At 39.0% G+C, this 17,875-nt stretch carries 29 protein-coding genes (1 of these 29 running past the window's edge); 27 read left to right on the forward strand and 2 right to left on the reverse strand.

All coding sequences use genetic code 11. The features are described 5' to 3' along the window. Window positions 1-6 precede the first annotated feature (6 nt). The 26 genes from rplE (at window position 7) to PSR14_RS00855 (ending at window position 15,794) form a co-directional block, all read left to right on the forward strand. Window positions 7-546: a 50S ribosomal protein L5 gene (gene rplE / locus PSR14_RS00730; protein ID WP_001080827.1), complete on the forward strand. Its 540-nt coding sequence runs from the start codon at window positions 7-9 to the stop codon at window positions 544-546. Between the two features lie 33 nt (window positions 547-579). Further along, window positions 580-765, forward strand: a complete 186-nt coding sequence (rpsN, locus tag PSR14_RS00735) for a 30S ribosomal protein S14 (RefSeq protein WP_001085700.1) — start codon at window positions 580-582, stop codon at window positions 763-765. A 29-nt stretch (window positions 766-794) separates the two neighbouring features. Next, window positions 795-1,193 carry a 30S ribosomal protein S8 gene (gene rpsH, locus PSR14_RS00740; protein WP_000245511.1) on the forward strand — a complete coding sequence of 133 codons (399 nt, stop codon included), beginning with the start codon at window positions 795-797 and terminating at the stop codon, window positions 1,191-1,193. Between the two features lie 32 nt (window positions 1,194-1,225). Continuing rightward, window positions 1,226-1,765, forward strand: a complete 540-nt coding sequence (gene rplF / locus PSR14_RS00745; RefSeq protein ID WP_000086558.1) for a 50S ribosomal protein L6 — start codon at window positions 1,226-1,228, stop codon at window positions 1,763-1,765. Between the two features lie 31 nt (window positions 1,766-1,796). Continuing rightward, a complete protein-coding gene (gene rplR, locus PSR14_RS00750) occupies window positions 1,797-2,159 on the forward strand; it encodes a 50S ribosomal protein L18 (RefSeq protein WP_000628816.1) in 363 nt (120 codons plus the stop codon). Between the two features lie 21 nt (window positions 2,160-2,180). After that, complete coding sequence (rpsE, locus tag PSR14_RS00755) at window positions 2,181-2,681, forward strand: 30S ribosomal protein S5 (RefSeq protein ID WP_000554646.1); 501 nt, start codon at window positions 2,181-2,183, stop codon at window positions 2,679-2,681. A gap of 13 nt (window positions 2,682-2,694) precedes the next feature. Further along, a complete protein-coding gene (gene rpmD, locus PSR14_RS00760) occupies window positions 2,695-2,877 on the forward strand; it encodes a 50S ribosomal protein L30 (RefSeq protein WP_001085234.1) in 183 nt (60 codons plus the stop codon). 33 nt (window positions 2,878-2,910) lie between these two features. Next, on the forward strand, window positions 2,911-3,351 hold the full coding sequence (gene rplO, locus PSR14_RS00765) for a 50S ribosomal protein L15 (protein WP_000766080.1): 441 nt from the start codon (window positions 2,911-2,913) through the stop codon (window positions 3,349-3,351). Continuing rightward, window positions 3,351-4,652 carry a preprotein translocase subunit SecY gene (gene secY / locus PSR14_RS00770; protein ID WP_000490114.1) on the forward strand — a complete coding sequence of 434 codons (1,302 nt, stop codon included), beginning with the start codon at window positions 3,351-3,353 and terminating at the stop codon, window positions 4,650-4,652. The genes rplO and secY overlap by 1 nt, the downstream gene beginning before the upstream one ends. Window positions 4,653-4,708: 56 nt before the next feature. Continuing rightward, window positions 4,709-5,359: an adenylate kinase gene (locus PSR14_RS00775; RefSeq protein ID WP_001048996.1), complete on the forward strand. Its 651-nt coding sequence runs from the start codon at window positions 4,709-4,711 to the stop codon at window positions 5,357-5,359. Then, entirely contained in the window at window positions 5,359-6,105 is a 747-nt protein-coding gene (gene map / locus PSR14_RS00780; RefSeq protein WP_000582539.1) for a type I methionyl aminopeptidase, read from the forward strand. Before PSR14_RS00775 ends, map begins: the two co-directional genes overlap by 1 nt. A gap of 68 nt (window positions 6,106-6,173) precedes the next feature. After that, window positions 6,174-6,392: a translation initiation factor IF-1 gene (infA, locus tag PSR14_RS00785; RefSeq protein ID WP_001029884.1), complete on the forward strand. Its 219-nt coding sequence runs from the start codon at window positions 6,174-6,176 to the stop codon at window positions 6,390-6,392. A 35-nt stretch (window positions 6,393-6,427) separates the two neighbouring features. Beyond that, window positions 6,428-6,541, forward strand: coding sequence for a 50S ribosomal protein L36 (rpmJ, locus tag PSR14_RS00790; RefSeq protein ID WP_000868344.1), 114 nt, complete (start codon window positions 6,428-6,430; stop codon window positions 6,539-6,541). Between the two features lie 21 nt (window positions 6,542-6,562). Next, window positions 6,563-6,928 (forward strand): 30S ribosomal protein S13, encoded by a 366-nt coding sequence (gene rpsM / locus PSR14_RS00795; protein ID WP_000090789.1) that lies wholly within the window; start codon window positions 6,563-6,565, stop codon window positions 6,926-6,928. Between the two features lie 24 nt (window positions 6,929-6,952). Then, window positions 6,953-7,342: a 30S ribosomal protein S11 gene (gene rpsK, locus PSR14_RS00800; RefSeq protein ID WP_000101799.1), complete on the forward strand. Its 390-nt coding sequence runs from the start codon at window positions 6,953-6,955 to the stop codon at window positions 7,340-7,342. A gap of 180 nt (window positions 7,343-7,522) precedes the next feature. Continuing rightward, window positions 7,523-8,467 carry a DNA-directed RNA polymerase subunit alpha gene (locus PSR14_RS00805; protein WP_000569643.1) on the forward strand — a complete coding sequence of 315 codons (945 nt, stop codon included), beginning with the start codon at window positions 7,523-7,525 and terminating at the stop codon, window positions 8,465-8,467. 35 nt (window positions 8,468-8,502) lie between these two features. Further along, on the forward strand, window positions 8,503-8,865 hold the full coding sequence (gene rplQ / locus PSR14_RS00810) for a 50S ribosomal protein L17 (RefSeq protein ID WP_000331490.1): 363 nt from the start codon (window positions 8,503-8,505) through the stop codon (window positions 8,863-8,865). A gap of 103 nt (window positions 8,866-8,968) precedes the next feature. Next, window positions 8,969-9,811 (forward strand): energy-coupling factor ABC transporter ATP-binding protein, encoded by an 843-nt coding sequence (locus tag PSR14_RS00815; RefSeq protein ID WP_000711783.1) that lies wholly within the window; start codon window positions 8,969-8,971, stop codon window positions 9,809-9,811. Next, window positions 9,787-10,668, forward strand: a complete 882-nt coding sequence (locus tag PSR14_RS00820) for an energy-coupling factor ABC transporter ATP-binding protein (RefSeq protein WP_000406517.1) — start codon at window positions 9,787-9,789, stop codon at window positions 10,666-10,668. Before PSR14_RS00815 ends, PSR14_RS00820 begins: the two co-directional genes overlap by 25 nt. Further along, window positions 10,656-11,450: an energy-coupling factor transporter transmembrane protein EcfT gene (locus tag PSR14_RS00825; RefSeq protein WP_001186536.1), complete on the forward strand. Its 795-nt coding sequence runs from the start codon at window positions 10,656-10,658 to the stop codon at window positions 11,448-11,450. Before PSR14_RS00820 ends, PSR14_RS00825 begins: the two co-directional genes overlap by 13 nt. A 14-nt stretch (window positions 11,451-11,464) precedes the next feature. After that, window positions 11,465-12,208 (forward strand): tRNA pseudouridine(38-40) synthase TruA, encoded by a 744-nt coding sequence (gene truA / locus PSR14_RS00830; RefSeq protein WP_002163776.1) that lies wholly within the window; start codon window positions 11,465-11,467, stop codon window positions 12,206-12,208. A gap of 152 nt (window positions 12,209-12,360) precedes the next feature. Continuing rightward, window positions 12,361-12,798, forward strand: a complete 438-nt coding sequence (gene rplM / locus PSR14_RS00835; protein ID WP_001260793.1) for a 50S ribosomal protein L13 — start codon at window positions 12,361-12,363, stop codon at window positions 12,796-12,798. 21 nt (window positions 12,799-12,819) lie between these two features. Continuing rightward, window positions 12,820-13,212, forward strand: coding sequence for a 30S ribosomal protein S9 (gene rpsI, locus PSR14_RS00840; protein WP_000079986.1), 393 nt, complete (start codon window positions 12,820-12,822; stop codon window positions 13,210-13,212). 161 nt (window positions 13,213-13,373) lie between these two features. Beyond that, window positions 13,374-13,802, forward strand: coding sequence for a YbaK family protein (locus PSR14_RS00845; RefSeq protein WP_001101006.1), 429 nt, complete (start codon window positions 13,374-13,376; stop codon window positions 13,800-13,802). 66 nt (window positions 13,803-13,868) lie between these two features. Next, entirely contained in the window at window positions 13,869-14,582 is a 714-nt protein-coding gene (gene cwlD, locus PSR14_RS00850; protein ID WP_000822435.1) for an N-acetylmuramoyl-L-alanine amidase CwlD, read from the forward strand. Between the two features lie 144 nt (window positions 14,583-14,726). Further along, complete coding sequence (locus tag PSR14_RS00855; protein WP_000256607.1) at window positions 14,727-15,794, forward strand: Mrp/NBP35 family ATP-binding protein; 1,068 nt, start codon at window positions 14,727-14,729, stop codon at window positions 15,792-15,794. 56 nt (window positions 15,795-15,850) lie between these two features. Here the strand turns inward: PSR14_RS00855 and gerD are convergent, their stop codons facing one another. Beyond that, the gene (gene gerD, locus PSR14_RS00860) at window positions 15,851-16,468 is read right to left on the reverse strand and encodes a spore germination protein GerD (protein WP_000827519.1); all 618 of its coding nucleotides are present in this window, start codon (window positions 16,466-16,468) and stop codon (window positions 15,851-15,853) included. Window positions 16,469-16,607: 139 nt separating this feature from the next. On the opposite strand from gerD, the gene kbaA reads away from it, so the two are divergent. Beyond that, window positions 16,608-17,219: a KinB signaling pathway activation protein KbaA gene (gene kbaA / locus PSR14_RS00865; protein WP_001088516.1), complete on the forward strand. Its 612-nt coding sequence runs from the start codon at window positions 16,608-16,610 to the stop codon at window positions 17,217-17,219. A gap of 104 nt (window positions 17,220-17,323) precedes the next feature. Here the strand turns inward: kbaA and pdaB are convergent, their stop codons facing one another. After that, on the reverse strand, window positions 17,324-17,875 hold the 3' portion of the coding sequence (pdaB, locus tag PSR14_RS00870) for a polysaccharide deacetylase family sporulation protein PdaB (RefSeq protein ID WP_000464707.1). Its footprint extends 213 nt past the window's final position; 552 of the gene's 765 nt are visible here — the last part of the coding sequence; its start codon lies off the right edge, out of view; the stop codon is at window positions 17,324-17,326.

Raw genomic sequence — 17,875 nt, forward strand, 5'->3', positions numbered from 1 at the left:
ACTTCATTGAATCGCCTTAAAGAGAAGTTCCAAAAGGAAATTACTCCTGCTCTAATGAGCAAGTTTAACTATAAATCTGTAATGCAGGTACCAAAAATCGAAAAGATCGTAATCAACACTGGTGTTGGTGACGCGGTATCTAACTCAAAAGCTTTAGACAACGCAGTAGAAGAATTAACACAAATCGCAGGTCAAAAACCTGTTGTAACTCGTGCTAAAAAATCAATCGCTGGTTTCCGTCTTCGTGAAGGTATGCCAATCGGTGCGAAAGTAACTTTACGCGGCGAGCAAATGTATGAGTTCTTCGATAAATTAGTATCAGTTTCTTTACCACGTGTACGTGATTTCCGTGGTGTTTCTAAGAAATCATTCGATGGTCGTGGAAACTATACATTAGGTGTTAAAGAGCAACTTATTTTCCCTGAGATTGATTATGATAAAGTAAGCAAAGTCCGCGGTATGGACATCGTAATCGTTACTACAGCGAACACTGATGAAGAAGCTCGTGAACTTTTAACACAATTCGGTATGCCATTCCAAAAATAATGGAAGCCAACGCTAAGTAGAGGAGGCGAAAACGTGGCTAAAAAATCTATGATTGCGAAACAAAAGCGTACTCCTAAGTTTAAAGTACAAGAGTATACACGTTGCGAACGCTGCGGTCGTCCGCATTCTGTATACCGCAAATTTAAACTTTGCCGTATTTGTTTCCGTGAACTTGCATATAAAGGTCAAATTCCTGGTGTTAAAAAAGCTAGTTGGTAAAACCCACAAATGGGAAGGAGGTAAAACACATGGTGATGACAGATCCAATTGCAGACATGCTTACTCGCATCCGTAATGCGAACATGGTACGTCATGAGAAATTAGAGGTTCCTGCTTCTAAAATCAAAAAAGAGATCGCTGAACTTTTAAAACGTGAAGGTTTCATTCGTGATGTAGAATACATCGAGGATAACAAACAAGGTATCCTTCGTATTTTCCTGAAATATGGTGCAAACAACGAACGTGTAATCACTGGATTAAAACGTATCAGTAAACCTGGCTTACGCGTTTACGCTAAAGCTGACGAAGTACCACGTGTACTTAACGGATTAGGTATCGCTCTTGTTTCTACATCTAAGGGAGTAATGACAGACAAAGACGCTCGTCAATTACAAACTGGTGGAGAAGTAGTAGCATACGTTTGGTAATATATATTTAAAACGAACGGAGGTGTGACCACATGTCTCGTATTGGTAAAAAGATTCTTGAAATCCCTGCAGGTGTTACTATTACAGTTGCAGAAGACAATACTGTAACAGTAAAAGGCCCTAAAGGTGAATTAACTCGTACTTTCAATGCTGATATGCTTATCAAAATTGAAGAGAATACATTAACAGTTGAGCGTCCATCTGAACAGAAGGAACACCGTGCATTACACGGTACAACTCGTGCTTTAATCGGAAACATGGTTGAAGGTGTAACTGAAGGTTTCGCACGCGGACTTGAATTAGTCGGTGTTGGTTACCGTGCTCAAAAACAAGGTGATAAACTTGTATTAAGCGTAGGTTATTCTCATCCAGTAGAAATGACTCCGGAAGCAGGTCTTGAAGTTGAAGTACCTGCACCAACTAAGATCGTAATCAAAGGTATCGACAAGCAACGTGTTGGCGAATTCGCTGCTAACATCCGCGCTGTACGTGCTCCTGAGCCTTACAAAGGTAAAGGTATTCGTTACGAAGGCGAAGTTGTTCGTCGTAAAGAAGGTAAAACTGCTAAGTAAACCCGTTAGGTGAGAGAAAGGAGTGACAAGAATGATCACTAAAGCTGATAAAAATGCGACTCGTAAGAAAAGACATGCGCGTGTACGTGCTAAACTTACTGGTACTGCAGAACGTCCACGTTTAAACGTGTTCCGTTCTAACCAACATATTTACGCTCAAGTTATTGATGATGTAAATGGTGTAACGTTAGTAAGTGCATCTACTCTTGATAAAGACCTTGCTCTTAACGGTACTAGCAATATTGAAGCTGCTACGAAAGTTGGAGAATCAGTTGCTAAGCGTGCTGTAGAGAAAGGCGTTAAAGAAGTAGTATTTGATCGCGGTGGTTACTTATACCATGGCCGTGTTAAAGCTCTAGCTGAAGCTGCTCGTGAGGCTGGATTACAATTTTAATGGTCAAAGGAGGGAAAATTGATGCATCGCATTGACCCAAGTAAATTAGAACTTGAAGAACGTGTAGTTACGATAAATCGTGTCGCGAAAGTTGTTAAGGGTGGTCGTCGTTTCCGCTTTGCTGCACTAGTTGTAGTTGGCGATAAAAACGGTCATGTTGGATTCGGTACTGGTAAAGCACAAGAGGTACCAGACGCAATCCGCAAAGCTATCGAAGACGCTAAGAAAAACTTAATCGCTGTACCATTAGTTGGTACAACAATTCCACACACAATCAACGGTCATTTTGGAGCTGGTGAAGTATTCTTAAAGCCTGCTGCTGAGGGTACTGGTGTTATTGCTGGTGGACCTGTTCGTGCGGTCCTTGAATTAGCAGGTGTACAAGATATTCTTTCGAAATCTCTTGGTTCTAACACACCAATCAACATGATTCGCGCTACTGTGAACGGATTAAGCGAACTTAAGCGCGCTGAAGATGTTGCAAAATTACGCGGTAAATCTGTAGAAGAGCTACTAGGTTAAGGAGGGAAAACAAATGGCGAAAAAGTTAGAAATTACCCTCACTCGTAGTGTAATTGGTCGTCCACAAGATCAACGTGCGACGGTAGAAGCTTTAGGTCTTAAAAAGTTGAATTCAACTGTAGTTAAGGAAGAAACTCCTGCTATTCTTGGTATGATCAACAAAGTTTCTCACCTTGTAACTGTAAAAGAAGCTTAAGGATAACTCATTAATATAAGGAGGTGCCTGGGAATGAAACTTCATGAATTAAAACCTGCAGAAGGTTCTCGTAAAGTACGTAACCGTGTCGGTCGTGGTATCGGTTCTGGTAACGGTAAAACTGCTGGTAAAGGTCATAAAGGACAAAACGCACGTTCTGGCGGCGGTGTTCGTCTTGGCTTCGAAGGTGGTCAAACTCCATTATTCCGTCGTTTACCAAAACGCGGCTTCACAAACATTAACCGTAAAGAGTTTGCTATTGTAAACTTATCAACGTTAAATCGTTTTGAAGATGGTACAGAAGTAACACCTGAATTATTGCTGGAAACTGGCGTTATCAGCAAATTAAACGACGGTGTTAAAATTCTTGCAAGCGGCGCAGTAGAGAAAAAACTAACTGTTAAAGCGCACAAGTTCTCTTCAAGTGCTAAAGAAGCAATTGAAGCAGCTGGCGGATCAGTTGAGGTGATCTAATGTTTCGTACAATCTCCAACTTTATGCGCGTTGCTGAGATAAGACGTAAAATATTATTCACTTTAGCGATGTTAATCGTATTCAGGATTGGCACGTTTATCCCCGTGCCATTTACAAATGGAGACGTACTGAAGGCACAAGATCAATTAAATGCTTTAGGTATTCTAAATACATTTGGCGGTGGAGCCTTGAAAAACTTCTCCATCTTTGCGATGGGAATCATGCCGTATATTACAGCATCCATCATCGTGCAATTATTGCAGATGGATGTTGTTCCTAAATTTTCGGAATGGGCGAAGCAAGGTGAAATGGGCCGTCGTAAATTAACGCAATTCACGCGTTATTTTACAATTGTTCTTGCGTTTATTCAGGGGTTTGGTATGTCAATCGGTTTTAACGGTATGGTAGGTGGACAATTAATTTTGAATCCTGGTTGGAGCACTTATTTATACATTGCTACGGTACTGACTGCTGGTACTGCATTTTTAATGTGGTTAGGTGAACAGATTACAGCTAAAGGTGTAGGTAATGGTATTTCCATCCTAATCTTTGGTGGTATTGCCGCAGCGATCCCAAGTGTTATATCTCAAGTGTATCAGCAACAGTTTCAAAATATCGGAGATCAATTGTTCATGAGTATCGTTAAAGTTGCATTGATTTTACTAGCTGTGTTAGCAGTTATTGTGGGTGTTATTTTCATTCAACAGGCTGTTAGAAAGATCCCAATTCAATATGCGAAGCGTGTAACAGGAGGAAATGGTGGTTATGCTGGAGCACAAAACACACATTTACCGCTTAAGGTAAATAGTGCTGGTGTTATTCCAGTAATTTTTGCTGTTTCATTCTTAATTACTCCTCCGACTATTGCGCAGTTCTTCCCGAAACATGATGTATCGCAGTGGATTATTGCAAACTTTAACTATTCTCACCCAGTGGGAATGATCATATATGTTGCGCTCATTGTAGCCTTCACATATTTCTATGCGTTTGTTCAGGTTAATCCAGAGCAAATGTCAGAGAATCTAAACAAACAAGGTGGATATGTTCCAGGTATTCGTCCGGGTAAGAATACAGAACAATATCTAACAAAAATCTTGTATCGTTTGACCTTTGTAGGATCAATTTTCCTAGCAGCGATTGCAATCTTACCAGTTATCTTTACGAAGCTGGGAAATCTTCCTCCATCTGCACAGATCGGTGGAACGAGTATGTTAATCGTTGTCGGCGTTGCTTTAGAAACAATGAAGCAACTAGAAAGCCAACTGGTAAAACGCCATTACAAAGGGTTTATCAAGCAGTGAGTAAGTGGGAAGTATTGTCTTCCCTACATGCTCATGTACTCTGAGGGGGAACAAGGATGAACTTAATTTTAATGGGGCTTCCTGGTGCTGGTAAAGGTACACAAGCCGAACAGATTGTTGCCAAGTATAACATCCCTCACATCTCAACAGGAGATATGTTCCGTGCAGCTATGAAGGCTGAAACTGAAATGGGTTTACAAGCAAAATCCTTTATTGATAAAGGTGCACTTGTTCCAGATGAAGTTACAATCGGAATCGTTCGTGAACGTTTAAGTCAAGAAGACTGCGTAAGAGGCTTCTTATTAGACGGTTTCCCACGAACTGTTGCACAAGCATCAGCTCTTGAAGAGATTATGAAAGATCTTGGCAAAAAAATCGACTATGTTTTAAACATTAATGTGGATTCAGGATTGTTATTAAAACGCCTTACAGGCCGTCGCATTTGTAAAGAGTGCGGTGCGACTTACCACTTAGAATTCAATCCGCCAGCAAAAGCTGACGTGTGCGATAAATGTGGTGGCGAGTTATATCAACGCTCTGATGACAATGAAGAAACTGTAGCAAATCGCTTAGATGTAAATATTAAGCAAACTAAACCTTTGCTTGATTTCTACGAGGAGCTTGGTTACTTACAAAGCATTAATGGTGAGCAAGATATCAATAAAGTATTTGCTGATATCGATGTTCTCATCGGAGGCTTAGCGTAATGATAATCTGCAAAACTCCTCGCGAGATAGAAATCATGCGAGAAGCGGGCAGGATCGTTGCTTTGACTCATCAAGAGTTAAAACAGCACATTACTCCAGGAATTACAACGAAAGAGCTCGATCAAATAGCGGAAAAGACGATTCAAAAATATGGTGCTACGCCATCTTTTAAAGGATACAACGGATTTCCGGGGAGCATATGTGCTTCTGTAAATGAAGAGCTTGTACACGGAATTCCAGGGAAGCGCAAGCTCAAAGAGGGCGATATCATCAGTATCGATATTGGTGCGAAATACAATGGGTACCATGGAGATTCTGCATGGACGTATCCAGTTGGAAACATTTCTGAATCTGTTCAAAAGCTACTTGATGTCACAGAAAAATCGTTGTATCTTGGTCTAGAACAAGTAAAACCAGGCGAGAGATTATCAAATATCTCACATGCGGTTCAAACCCATGCTGAAGAGAATGGATTCTCGATCGTTAGGGAGTATGTTGGTCACGGAATCGGGCAAGACTTACATGAGGACCCTCAAATCCCGCACTATGGTCCACCAAATAGAGGCCCTAGATTAAAGCCGGGAATGGTCATCTGTGTTGAGCCGATGGTGAATCAAGGAAGACGATATGTAAAAACACTATCTGATGACTGGACAGTGGTAACGGTAGATGGTAAATGGTGTGCCCATTTTGAGCACACGATTGCTCTTACAGAAGCAGGATACGAAATCCTTACCACTTTATAAGTAGCTGGCTCTCCGGGATTTCAGAGCAGTGTAAAATGTTACTGATTTGAAGAAGGGAGAACTATTGAATGGCTAAAGATGATGTAATTGAAGTCGAAGGTACCGTTCTTGAAACGTTGCCAAATGCTATGTTCAAAGTAGAATTAGAGAATGGGCATGTCGTATTGGCTCACGTTTCTGGTAAAATCCGTATGAACTTCATTCGTATTTTACCAGGAGACAAAGTTACGGTAGAATTATCTCCGTACGATTTAAATCGTGGTCGTATTACGTACCGTTTTAAATAATATAGCACTCCGTAATCTTTAAGGAGGTTCGAGACATGAAAGTAAGACCGTCAGTTAAACCAATCTGCGAAAAATGTAAAGTTATTCGTAGACGTGGAAAAGTAATGGTTATTTGTGAAAACCCTAAACATAAACAAAAACAAGGTTAATCAGAAGGAGGTGCATTCGGAATGGCACGTATCGCAGGTGTAGATATTCCTCGTGACAAACGCGTTGTTATTTCTTTAACTTACGTATTCGGCATTGGTCGCACAACTGCTGAAAAAATTCTTGCTGAAGCTGGTGTTTCTGAAGAAACACGAGTTCGTGATTTAACGGAAGACGAATTAGGACGTATCCGTGATATCATCGATCGTATTAAAGTTGAGGGAGACCTTCGTCGTGAAGTATCTCTTAACATCAAACGTCTAATGGAGATCGGTTCTTACCGTGGTCTTCGTCACCGTCGTGGTTTACCAGTTCGTGGTCAAAACTCTAAAAACAATGCTCGTACACGTAAAGGTCCACGTCGTACAGTAGCAAATAAAAAGAAATAATAAGTAAAGGAGGTTGAACTAACAATGGCACGTAAAACAAACACTCGTAAAAAACGTGTGAAAAAGAATATTGAAGCTGGTGTAGCTCATATTCGTTCTACTTTCAACAACACAATCGTAACACTTACAGATACTCACGGTAACGCGCTTTCTTGGTCTAGTGCTGGTGCACTTGGTTTCCGTGGATCTCGTAAATCTACTCCATTCGCTGCGCAAATGGCTGCTGAAACTGCTGCTAAAGCTGCAATGGAGCACGGTTTAAAAACTTTAGAGGTTACTGTTAAAGGTCCTGGTGCTGGTCGTGAAGCTGCAATTCGTGCTCTTCAAGCTGCAGGTCTAGAAGTAACAGCAATTAGAGATGTTACTCCAGTTCCTCATAATGGATGTCGTCCACCAAAACGTCGTCGTGTGTAATTTTTCTGTATAGAATTTTCCCTTTTGTCTATAATGGATATGATGCATTATCGAGAAATTTCGTACAGAAACATCGCTTGTTGTGCACAATCGGGAACTGCCTAAGGGGGACTTTCGGTTAGACAGGGGTTATACCTTTGTTTAACCGGGGTTTCGACGTTTTGAAGGAGGGTTTAGTTAATGATTGAAATCGAAAAGCCGAAAATCGAAACGGTTGAACTTAACGAAGATGCTAAATATGGTAAATTCGTAATTGAACCGCTTGAGCGTGGATATGGTACTACGTTGGGTAACTCCTTACGTCGTATTCTTTTATCTTCACTCCCTGGTGCCGCTGTTACTGCTATCCAAATCGATGGCGTATTACATGAATTTTCAACAGTTGAGGGCGTAGTAGAAGACGTTACAACGATCATCTTAAACTTGAAAAAGTTAGCTCTTAAAATCTACTCTGAAGAAGAGAAGACGTTGGAAATTGATGTGCAGGGCGAAGGTATTGTCACAGCTGCTGATATTACTCACGATAGTGATGTAGAAATCTTAAATCCAGATTTACACATTGCAACGTTAGCAAAAGATGCGCATTTCCGCGTGCGTTTAACTGCAAAGCGTGGCCGTGGGTATACGCCAGCTGATGCAAATAAAAGCGAAGATCAACCAATAGGAGTAATTCCTATTGATTCTATTTATACTCCAGTATCACGTGTGACTTACCAAGTGGAAAAGACACGTGTCGGACAAGTGGCTAATTATGATAAGCTTACGCTTGATGTATGGACGGATGGAAGCATCGGGCCAAAAGAAGCTATCTCTTTAGGTGCCAAAATCTTAACTGAGCATTTAAATATCTTTGTTGGTTTAACTGATGAAGCACAAAATGCTGAGATTATGGTCGAGAAGGAAGAAGATCAAAAAGAGAAAGTTCTTGAGATGACTATCGAAGAACTAGACCTTTCTGTTCGTTCTTATAATTGCCTAAAACGTGCAGGAATTAATACTGTACAAGAGCTTGCGAACAAAACAGAAGAAGATATGATGAAAGTTCGTAACTTAGGACGTAAATCCTTAGAAGAAGTTAAACATAAACTTGAGGAATTAGGTTTAGGTTTACGTAAAGACGACTGAGGATTTAAACCCATCAACAAAGGAGGGAACTACGAATGGCATACAGAAAATTAGGCCGTACAAGTGCGCAACGTAAAGCTATGTTACGTGACTTAGCTACTGATTTAATTATCAACGAGCGCATCCAAACGACAGAAACTCGTGCAAAAGAACTTCGTTCTGTAGTGGAAAAAATGATCACTTTAGGTAAACGCGGAGATCTTCATGCTCGTCGTCAAGCAGCAGCTTTCATTCGCAATGAAGTAGCTAACGCTGAGACTGGTCAAGATGCACTTCAAAAACTATTCGCTGATGTAGCTCCACGCTATGCTGAGCGCCAAGGCGGATACACTCGTATTGCAAAAATTGGTCCACGTCGCGGAGACGCAGCACCAATGGTAATTATCGAGTTAGTATAATGATAATTAAAAGGGCAGGACAGTTCTTTTCAAGAAACTGGTCATGGCCCTTTTTTTTAAATATAAAAATAGGCTTACTTGGCGAAGGAAAGGGTGCCTTGTATTGAAAAAAGAGAAACTTCGGACAGAAAATATATCATTTCAATATCCTGGTGCAGCCACTTATGCATTAAAAGATGTTTCATTCTCCTTATATGAAGGAGAATGGGTATCTGTTATTGGACAAAACGGTTCTGGGAAGTCTACACTTGCAAAATTATTGAATGGTTTGTTTTTGCCGGAAGCAGGGACAATTACAGTAAATGATACAATGGTTTTGTCAGAGGAAACGGTATGGGATGTTCGAAAACAAATTGGGATGGTATTTCAAAATCCAGATAATCAATTTGTTGGAACGACAGTGCAAGATGACGTTGTCTTTGGTTTAGAGAATATCGGAATGCCAAGAGAGCAAATGGTAGAAAGATTAGATCAGGCCTTACGACTAGTCCGTATGGAAGATTTTCTTAATGATGAGCCACATTCGTTATCTGGTGGGCAAAAGCAGCGAGTAGCAATAGCAGGCGTTTTAGCACTTCAACCGTCTATTTTGATATTAGATGAAGCAACGTCAATGCTAGACCCTCAAGGGAGACGTGAAGTGGTAGAAACGGTTAGACAACTTGTTAATGAAAAAGGTATTACCGTGTTATCAATTACGCACGATTTAGAAGAAGCGGCACAGTCAGACCGTGTCATTATTTTAAATAAGGGAGAGATATTAGAGGAAGGGACTCCAGAACAAATTTTCAAGTCCTCTCATATGCTCCAAGAAATTGGATTAGATGTACCATTTTCAGTGAAAATAGCAGAATTATTAAAAAGAAATGAAATTCTCTTGCAAAATACGCATCTTACAATGGAAAGCTTGGTGAACGAACTTTGGAGATTACATTCCAAAAAGTAGAACATCGTTATCAATATAAAACTCCATTTGAAAGACGCGCACTTTATGATGTAGACGTGTCGTTTCCAAGTGGGGGCTATTATGCCATTATCGGTCATACTGGTTCAGGTAAGTCGACGATGATTCAACATTTAAATGGTTTATTGCAGCCGACAAATGGCACAGTTCAAATCGGTGAACATTTCATTTCGGCAGGAAAGAAAGAAAAAAAGCTAAAGCCACTACGTAAAAAGGTAGGGGTTGTCTTTCAATTCCCAGAACATCAGTTATTTGAAGAGACTGTGGAGAAAGATATTTGCTTCGGACCTACTAATTTTGGGGTATCGGAAGAAGAAGCGAAGCAAAAGGCAAGAGAAGCAATTGAACTTGTAGGGTTAGAACCAGAACTGTTAACGCGTTCACCATTTGAGTTAAGTGGTGGGCAAATGAGGCGTGTTGCGATAGCAGGCGTATTAGCGATGGAACCCGAAGTGCTTGTATTAGATGAACCTACAGCAGGACTAGACCCAAAAGGGCAAAATGAACTTATGGAGATGTTTTATAAGCTACATAAGGAGAAAGGCCTTACAGTTATCCTTGTAACGCATAATATGGAGGATGCTGCTAAATATGCCGAGCAGATTGTAGTCATGCATAAAGGAACGGTCTTTTTGCAAGGAAGTGCAGAGGAAGTATTTTCACATGCTGATGAACTAGAGAAAATTGGTGTGGATCTTCCTATGTCTTTAAAGTATAAACGTGCAATTGAAGAGAAGTTTGGCATTTCAATCCCAAAGGCTACCTTATCTTTAGAGGATCTTACTCATGAAGTTGTGCAGGTGTTACGAAAAGGTGGTCATGAATCATGCAGCAGTTGATTATTGGAAGATATATTCCAGGGAATTCTCTTATTCATCAACTTGATCCACGTACGAAGCTGCTGATTGTCTTTTTATATGTATTTGTTGTTTTCTTAGCAAATAATGCGATTTCATATGGATTTTTATTTTTATATGCACTCATTGCTTTATTTTTTGCAAAAGTGCCGATTCGTTATGTACTTTCGGGCTTAAAACCAATTCTATGGATTTTTCTTTTTACATTTTTCCTGCATATTTTAACAAATAAAGAAGGGGAAGTATTATTCCAGCTTGGTTGGTTTTCGATACATGAAAAAGGATTAGAGCAAGGAATATACATTTCTATACGATTCTTCGTTATCATTTTAATGACGACATTATTAACGTTAACGACGACACCTATTGAGATTACAGATGGTTTGGAGACGTTATTAAAGCCGTTGAAGCGTATAAAAGTTCCTGTTCATGAAATCGCATTAATGATGTCAATTTCTCTTCGTTTTATCCCGACATTAATGGATGAAACGAGTAAAATAATGAAGGCACAATCGTCACGTGGTATTGATTTTGCAGGGGGACCGATAAAAGATAGGATGAAAGCTATCATTTCACTACTCGTTCCTCTATTTATCAGTGCTTTTAAGCGTGCAGAGGACTTAGCAATTGCTATGGAAGCCCGTGGATATCAAAGTGGCGAAGGACGTACTAAATTTAGGCAACTACGCTGGAAAACAAGCGATACAGTAACGATTATAAGCTTACTTTGTTTAGCTTGTATTTTGGCATGGGTGCGATCGTAATGGAGAATAAAGAAATGGATAGAATAAAATGTACGGTTGCATATGATGGCATGCATTTTTGTGGTTATCAAATTCAACCGCAGCATCGTACTGTTCAACAAGAGATAGAGAAAGCTTTGCAGAAATTGCATAAAGGGGAACTTGTTCGTGTTCAGGCATCGGGCAGAACGGATTCTACCGTTCATGCTAAAGGACAAGTGATACACTTTGATACACCGTTGTCTCTTGAAGAGTGGCAATGGAGCAATGCATTAAACACTATGTTACCAGATGATATTGTTATCACACAGGTAGAGAAAAAAACAGAAGAATTTCACGCACGTTACGGTGTCGAGAGAAAAGAATATCGTTATCGTGTATTATTATCAAAGACTGCGGATGTATTCCGTAGAAATTACGTATATCAATATCCATATCCGCTCGAAATAAATGCTATAAGAAAAGCGATCCCTTATTTTATTGGAACGCATGATTTCACTTCTTTTTGTTCGGCAAAAACTGACAAAAAAGATAAAGTGAGAACAATTTATGAAATCGAGCTAATTGAGCAGGACGACGAATTAATTTTTCGTTTTGTAGGTAATGGATTTTTATATAATATGGTCAGGATTATTGTTGGTACGTTACTGAGCGTAGGGCAAGGAAAGCTTGATCCGGATAGCATTCCAGAGATTTTAGCGAAACAAAATCGTCAGTTTGCTGGAAAGATGGCTCCTGGTCATGGGCTTTATTTATGGCAGGTAAACTATAACAACTAATCCTGGTGTAACATTTGCTTGACATTAGAAACTCAAAAGTATATCATAACATATGGTATTGTTTCTAAAACCACGATTAGCCCCGGAAGGAAATCGTGTTTAAGATAAACAATAGATTTTTTCTATGGAAAAGATAACGAGGAGGGAAACACATGCGTACGACTTTTATGGCAAAAGCTAACGAAGTTGAGCGTAAATGGTATGTGGTTGATGCTGAAGGTCAAACTTTAGGTCGCCTTGCTAGTGAAGTAGCATCCATTTTACGTGGTAAAAACAAACCTACATTTACACCACACGTTGACACGGGTGATCATGTAATTATTATTAACGCTGAGAAAATTCATTTAACAGGTAATAAATTAAACGATAAAATTTACTACCGTCACACTAACCACCCAGGTGGACTTAAACAAAGAACAGCTCTTGAAATGCGTACAAACTACCCTGTACAAATGTTAGAGCTTGCAATTAAAGGCATGCTTCCAAAAGGACGCTTAGGCCGTCAAGTTTCTAAGAAACTAAACGTGTATGCTGGAGCAGAGCATCCACACCAAGCACAAAAACCAGAAGTTTACGAACTTCGCGGATAATCAATTAAAGGAGGGCTTACTTTGGCACAGGTTCAATACTATGGCACTGGACGTCGTAAGAGTTCAGTAGCGCGCGTACGCCTAGTTCCAGGCGAAGGACGCGTTATCATTAACGGTCGTGATTTTGAAAACTATATCCCATTTGCTGCATTACGTGAAGTAGTGAAACAACCTCTAGTTGCAACAGAAACTTTAGGTAACTACGATGTACTTGTAAACGTAAATGGTGGTGGATACACTGGTCAAGCTGGTGCTATTCGTCACGGTATTTCTCGCGCTTTATTAAAAGCTGATCCAGAATACCGTCTAACACTAAAACGTGCAGGTCTATTAACTCGTGACGCACGTATGAAAGAGCGTAAAAAATACGGTCTTAAAGGCGCACGTCGTGCACCTCAGTTCTCAAAACGTTAATTTTTGCGAACTACAAACCCCAACCATTTTGGTTGGGGTTTTTTATGTTTCATTCCTCTTTTGAAATTTTTGTAGTTTGGAATATTTTAGTGCTATCCTCTCGCGTATGCTTCTTCTTTAGAAGTTTAGACTAATACGTATTAGGGAGGTTTATAAGTACTATGAATGTCATTGTCAGCTTACAAGAAAAACAAAAAGAAAAGCAGTTGAAATATGAGCGGAAGATGCTGCGGGAATTATCATTAAAAACATTACGTTCAAATATTAGAGATGCCTTTCAGATGCAGGAACTTCATCGTCAGTATGAAGATTACTGCATTGAATTAGGGATAGAATCGTATTTATTAGGAGCGAGATATAGCAAATTTGGTTATTATGGCGAATCGTTCTTTGATGTGAAATATAGGGCCTTAGAAGAAGAGCAACAATTAACGGAAACACTATTTCAATTTTTAACGAGCATGACTATGCGGGAGATTAAGTTACAAGATGAGGAATTACTTTTTGAATCTTGCCAGCAGTTTATCGGCTTATGGTGGCAGGAAGGATATGAAAAAGGTGAAAGAAGATATCGATTAAAGCTTCATTAAGACAAGCATAAACTTTCCTCTTGTCCCATATAAGTAATTAGAGGGACTAGCTGGAGGAGGAAAGGTATGAAGAGAATTCGAATTATCTCTTTTGCACTCGCTGCGGTTATTTTGTTTTTTTTAGTCAAACAAGAATTTCAAATTACAAAATCGTGGCGAGCTTGGAATTTACCCTTATCAGGGAAAGTAATCGTATTAGATGCTGGGCATGGTGGACCAGACGGAGGGGCTGTTGGTGGCAAGGATATTGTAGAAAAAGATATTACGCTTGAGATTACAAAGAAGGTGCAAGATTATTTACAAGAGCAAGGTGCACTAGTTATTTTAACGCGTGAGGGAGATTATGATTTAGCCCAGAAAGATACAAAGTCATATAGTAGACGTAAAGCAGAAGATTTAAAAAAACGTGTAGAGATTATTAATAAACCCGATGTAGATTTTTTTGCAAGTATCCATTTAAATGCTTTAACTAGTAGTGGATCAAAAGGCGCACAAACGTTCTATTACCGTTCTTCAATTGAAAATGAACGTGCTGCGAAATTTATACAAGCTGAGTTGAGAACGAGTTTAGAGAATACAAATCGTTCTGCTAAAACAATTTCTCATGTGTATTTATTAAAGTATGCGAAAAACCCAGGTGCTTTAATTGAAGCTGGCTTTTTATCGAATGTAAATGAAAGGTATATGTTAAATTCGGAGAAATATCAGCAAAAGGTAGCAGCTGCTGTATATCGTGGTATATTACGTTATTTCACGGAAAAAGGAAATCCTCCAGAATAAGGAGGATTTTTTTGCGTTTCTCTCGTTAACGAAGTTTTCCGAAAATATGTTATACTGGAAATGTAAACGCATTTATTTCAAAAGTAAAGAGAGATATATTTAATTAACATTATGTTATTTTTCATACAGGGGGCTGGGCTAATTATGGTAACGAAAGAGCAAGTAGTGGAAGCGTTAGAAGGGATTGTAGATCCGTTTTTACATAAAACGTTAAAAGAAACAGGGGCAATTAAAGAGGTAACAGTCAAGCCTGAGAAGGAACATGTAAGTGTTAAAATTGCAATCGTAAAAACTGGTACCGCGGAACAAATGCAATTGCAATCTGGAATTGTAAAGTTAGTAAAAGAACTAGGAGCAGCAACAGTAGGGCTTCGCTTTGCAGAATTTACAGAAGAGGAATTAGCTCAGTTTGCACCAGAACAAGAAGAAGAGCAAACTGAATCTTTATTGTCACCAAATTCGAAAACGACATTTTTAGCAGTGGCGAGTGGAAAAGGTGGAGTAGGGAAATCAACAGTTTCTGTTAACCTTGCTATTGCTTTAGCTCGTCTAGGGAAAAAAGTTGGTATCATTGATGCTGATATTTATGGTTTTAGCGTACCTGATATGATGGGGATAGAAAAACGCCCTGTAGTAAGAGGAGATAAAATCATTCCAGTGGAGCGTCTAGGTGTAAAGGTAATCTCAATGGGATTCTTTGTAGAAGATAATGCACCGGTTATTTGGAGAGGGCCTATGCTCGGGAAAATGTTAAATCACTTCTTTACGGAAGTAGAGTGGGGCGATTTAGATTATTTAGTTTTAGATTTACCACCAGGTACAGGTGATGTTGCGCTAGACTTACATTCGATGTTGCCGGCTTGTAAAGAGATTATTGTCACAACACCGCATCCAACAGCGGCATTTGTAGCAGCACGTGCTGGAGCAATGGCTTTACGTACAGAACATAGTATTCTTGGTGTTGTTGAAAATATGGCTTATTTTGAAAGTAAAACAACTGGCGAAAAAGAATATGTGTTTGGAAGAGGTGGTGGAGATAAATTAGCTACAGAACTTCAAACAGAAGTACTTGGCCGAATCCCGCTTCAACAACCTGATTGGAATAAAGAAGATTTTGCGCCGTCAGTATATGAAGATACGCATACGACAGGTCTTATTTATCGCACAATAGCTGAAGCGGTAATTGATAAAACAACTGTTGCGCAAAAATAAAATAATAATGAGTGGATGATACATGTATTGTCCACTCATTATTATCGTTATTATTTTTACTGCTGTTCCTTTTTACCTTCTTGGGAACCACCTTCACCGCCGGCTTCCTTTTTATCAGAACCACTTTTTTCGGCTTTTTGGACACCTTTACTAATAATATCAATCATCTTAGCTTGGAAGAGTGGGCTTTCAGCAGTTTCTGTTAATACTTGTTGTAAATATTGACGGTATTCTTTGCTCTTCATTGTTTGTAACATCATTTTTTCTACTTCAGGGTTTTTCATAATTTCTATAACGCCTGCTTGGTATTCAGGGTCTTTTAGTAATGTTTTCATTAAGGCTGTTTGTTCTTTTCCCATACTTTTAGCGAATTTCGATGAGAACTCAGGGTCTTTAAAGAGCTTTTCCCAGAATTGTTGCCCTTTATCGGATACCATTGCATCTTCAATCGTTTTCTTTACTACTGTTTCATCTAGTATGAGTGCTTGTTTCATTTTTTCATCAGTTAACACATCTTGAATGGCTTTCTTACCTTGATCGGTTTTTAAAATATCAACAATCATTTTCTTCGTTTGATCATAATCAAGTTCGGACTTTGCTTCTTTTTCTTGTGCACATGCTACAAGTACAAGAAATAGAAAAGAAGAAGTCAAAACGAGCAGCATCCGTTTCATAAGTTGGAACTCCTTTCAGCACAGTTCTCTCTTTTTAATATAAATATCTTTAAGGAATTTATACATGAACATGGCTAGCTTTTTGAAATTGTCATTGATACAATTTAATTAGAAATATAAGGATAATGGGGGATGTGTTGTGAATAGCCGCAAGTGGGTTCGACTATTTTTTACGACGTTGTTTCTTGGTGGGGTTAGTACAGTCATTATTGGATTTGTTTTAGAGTGGGACAAGTACGCTAAATTTTTTCAAAATTTCGACGGAAAGGAAATTTTGGCAGTTTCCTTCTGGTTGATGGGTGTAGGATTTATTTTTAGTGTGATAAGTCAAATGGGGTTCTTTGCCTATTTAACAATCCATCGTTTTGGATTAGGGATGTTCAGGTCACCTTCTTTATGGAATATAGTCCAGCTCTTCTTCATTGCATTCGTTTTATTTGATTTTGTGTATTTAAGATCGGTATTGATTGCAAATGGGGAAATTTCATTAGGGAATAACATACTTGTTGCTGGTGTGTTATTTATGTTTGGTGCCATCGTTGCTTATATAAAAAGTAAGGAAACGAATAAAAAGGCATTTGTGCCAGCTTTGTTCTTTATGGTGGTTGTAACAATTCTTGAGTGGGTACCAGCACTTCGAATTAATGATACAGATTGGTTATATTTAATGGTGATACCACTTTTATTATGTAATGCATATCAGTTACTTATATTACATCGTTTAATTGGAAAGACGAGTAAGTCGGCCTAATTAAGAGAGTTTTTACGCAGGGTAGTTGTACGAATGAAAATATCGGGATAAAAAAAGCTCTATTACCTGAACGAAAGGTAGTAGAGCTTTTTATGTGTAAAAAATTATTGGACATCTTTACTTTTCGTACTTGTGTTGGAAATAAGTTGTGATACGGATATTTGCTCATAGCCGTCACTCTTTAATTTCTGTAGAAGCAGTGGTAAAGCTTTATTTGTTTGAAGAGCAGAATCGGATGCATGTAATAAGACGATATCTCCACCTTTTAAATTATTAGAGACGGTGGAAACGATATTGTTTACGCCAGGGTTTTTCCAATCGTTTGAGTTATTACTCCAATGAACGACAGTGTATCCGAGTGATTCTGCTATTTTAAGTGTTGCCTTGTTAAAGTCTCCACTAGGTGGACGCAATAGTTTAATTTGTTTCACACCGAGTTTTGTAAAAACATCTTGTGCTCGCAGAAGATCTCTTCGTATTTCATTTGCCTCTAGAGAAGTGTAGGACGTGTAATTATAACCCATACTACCGATTTCATGTCCATCTTTTATGATGCGTTCAACAACATCAGGGTGTCTTTCTGCCCATGCAGCAGAAAGGAAGAAGGTTGCATTCTTAATATCTCTTTCTTTAAGTGTATCAAGGATTGGAATTGC

Origin of the sequence: Bacillus sp. A01H (assembly GCF_045277205.1) — a bacterium.
GTDB lineage: Bacteria > Bacillota > Bacilli > Bacillales > Bacillaceae_G > Bacillus_A > Bacillus_A paranthracis.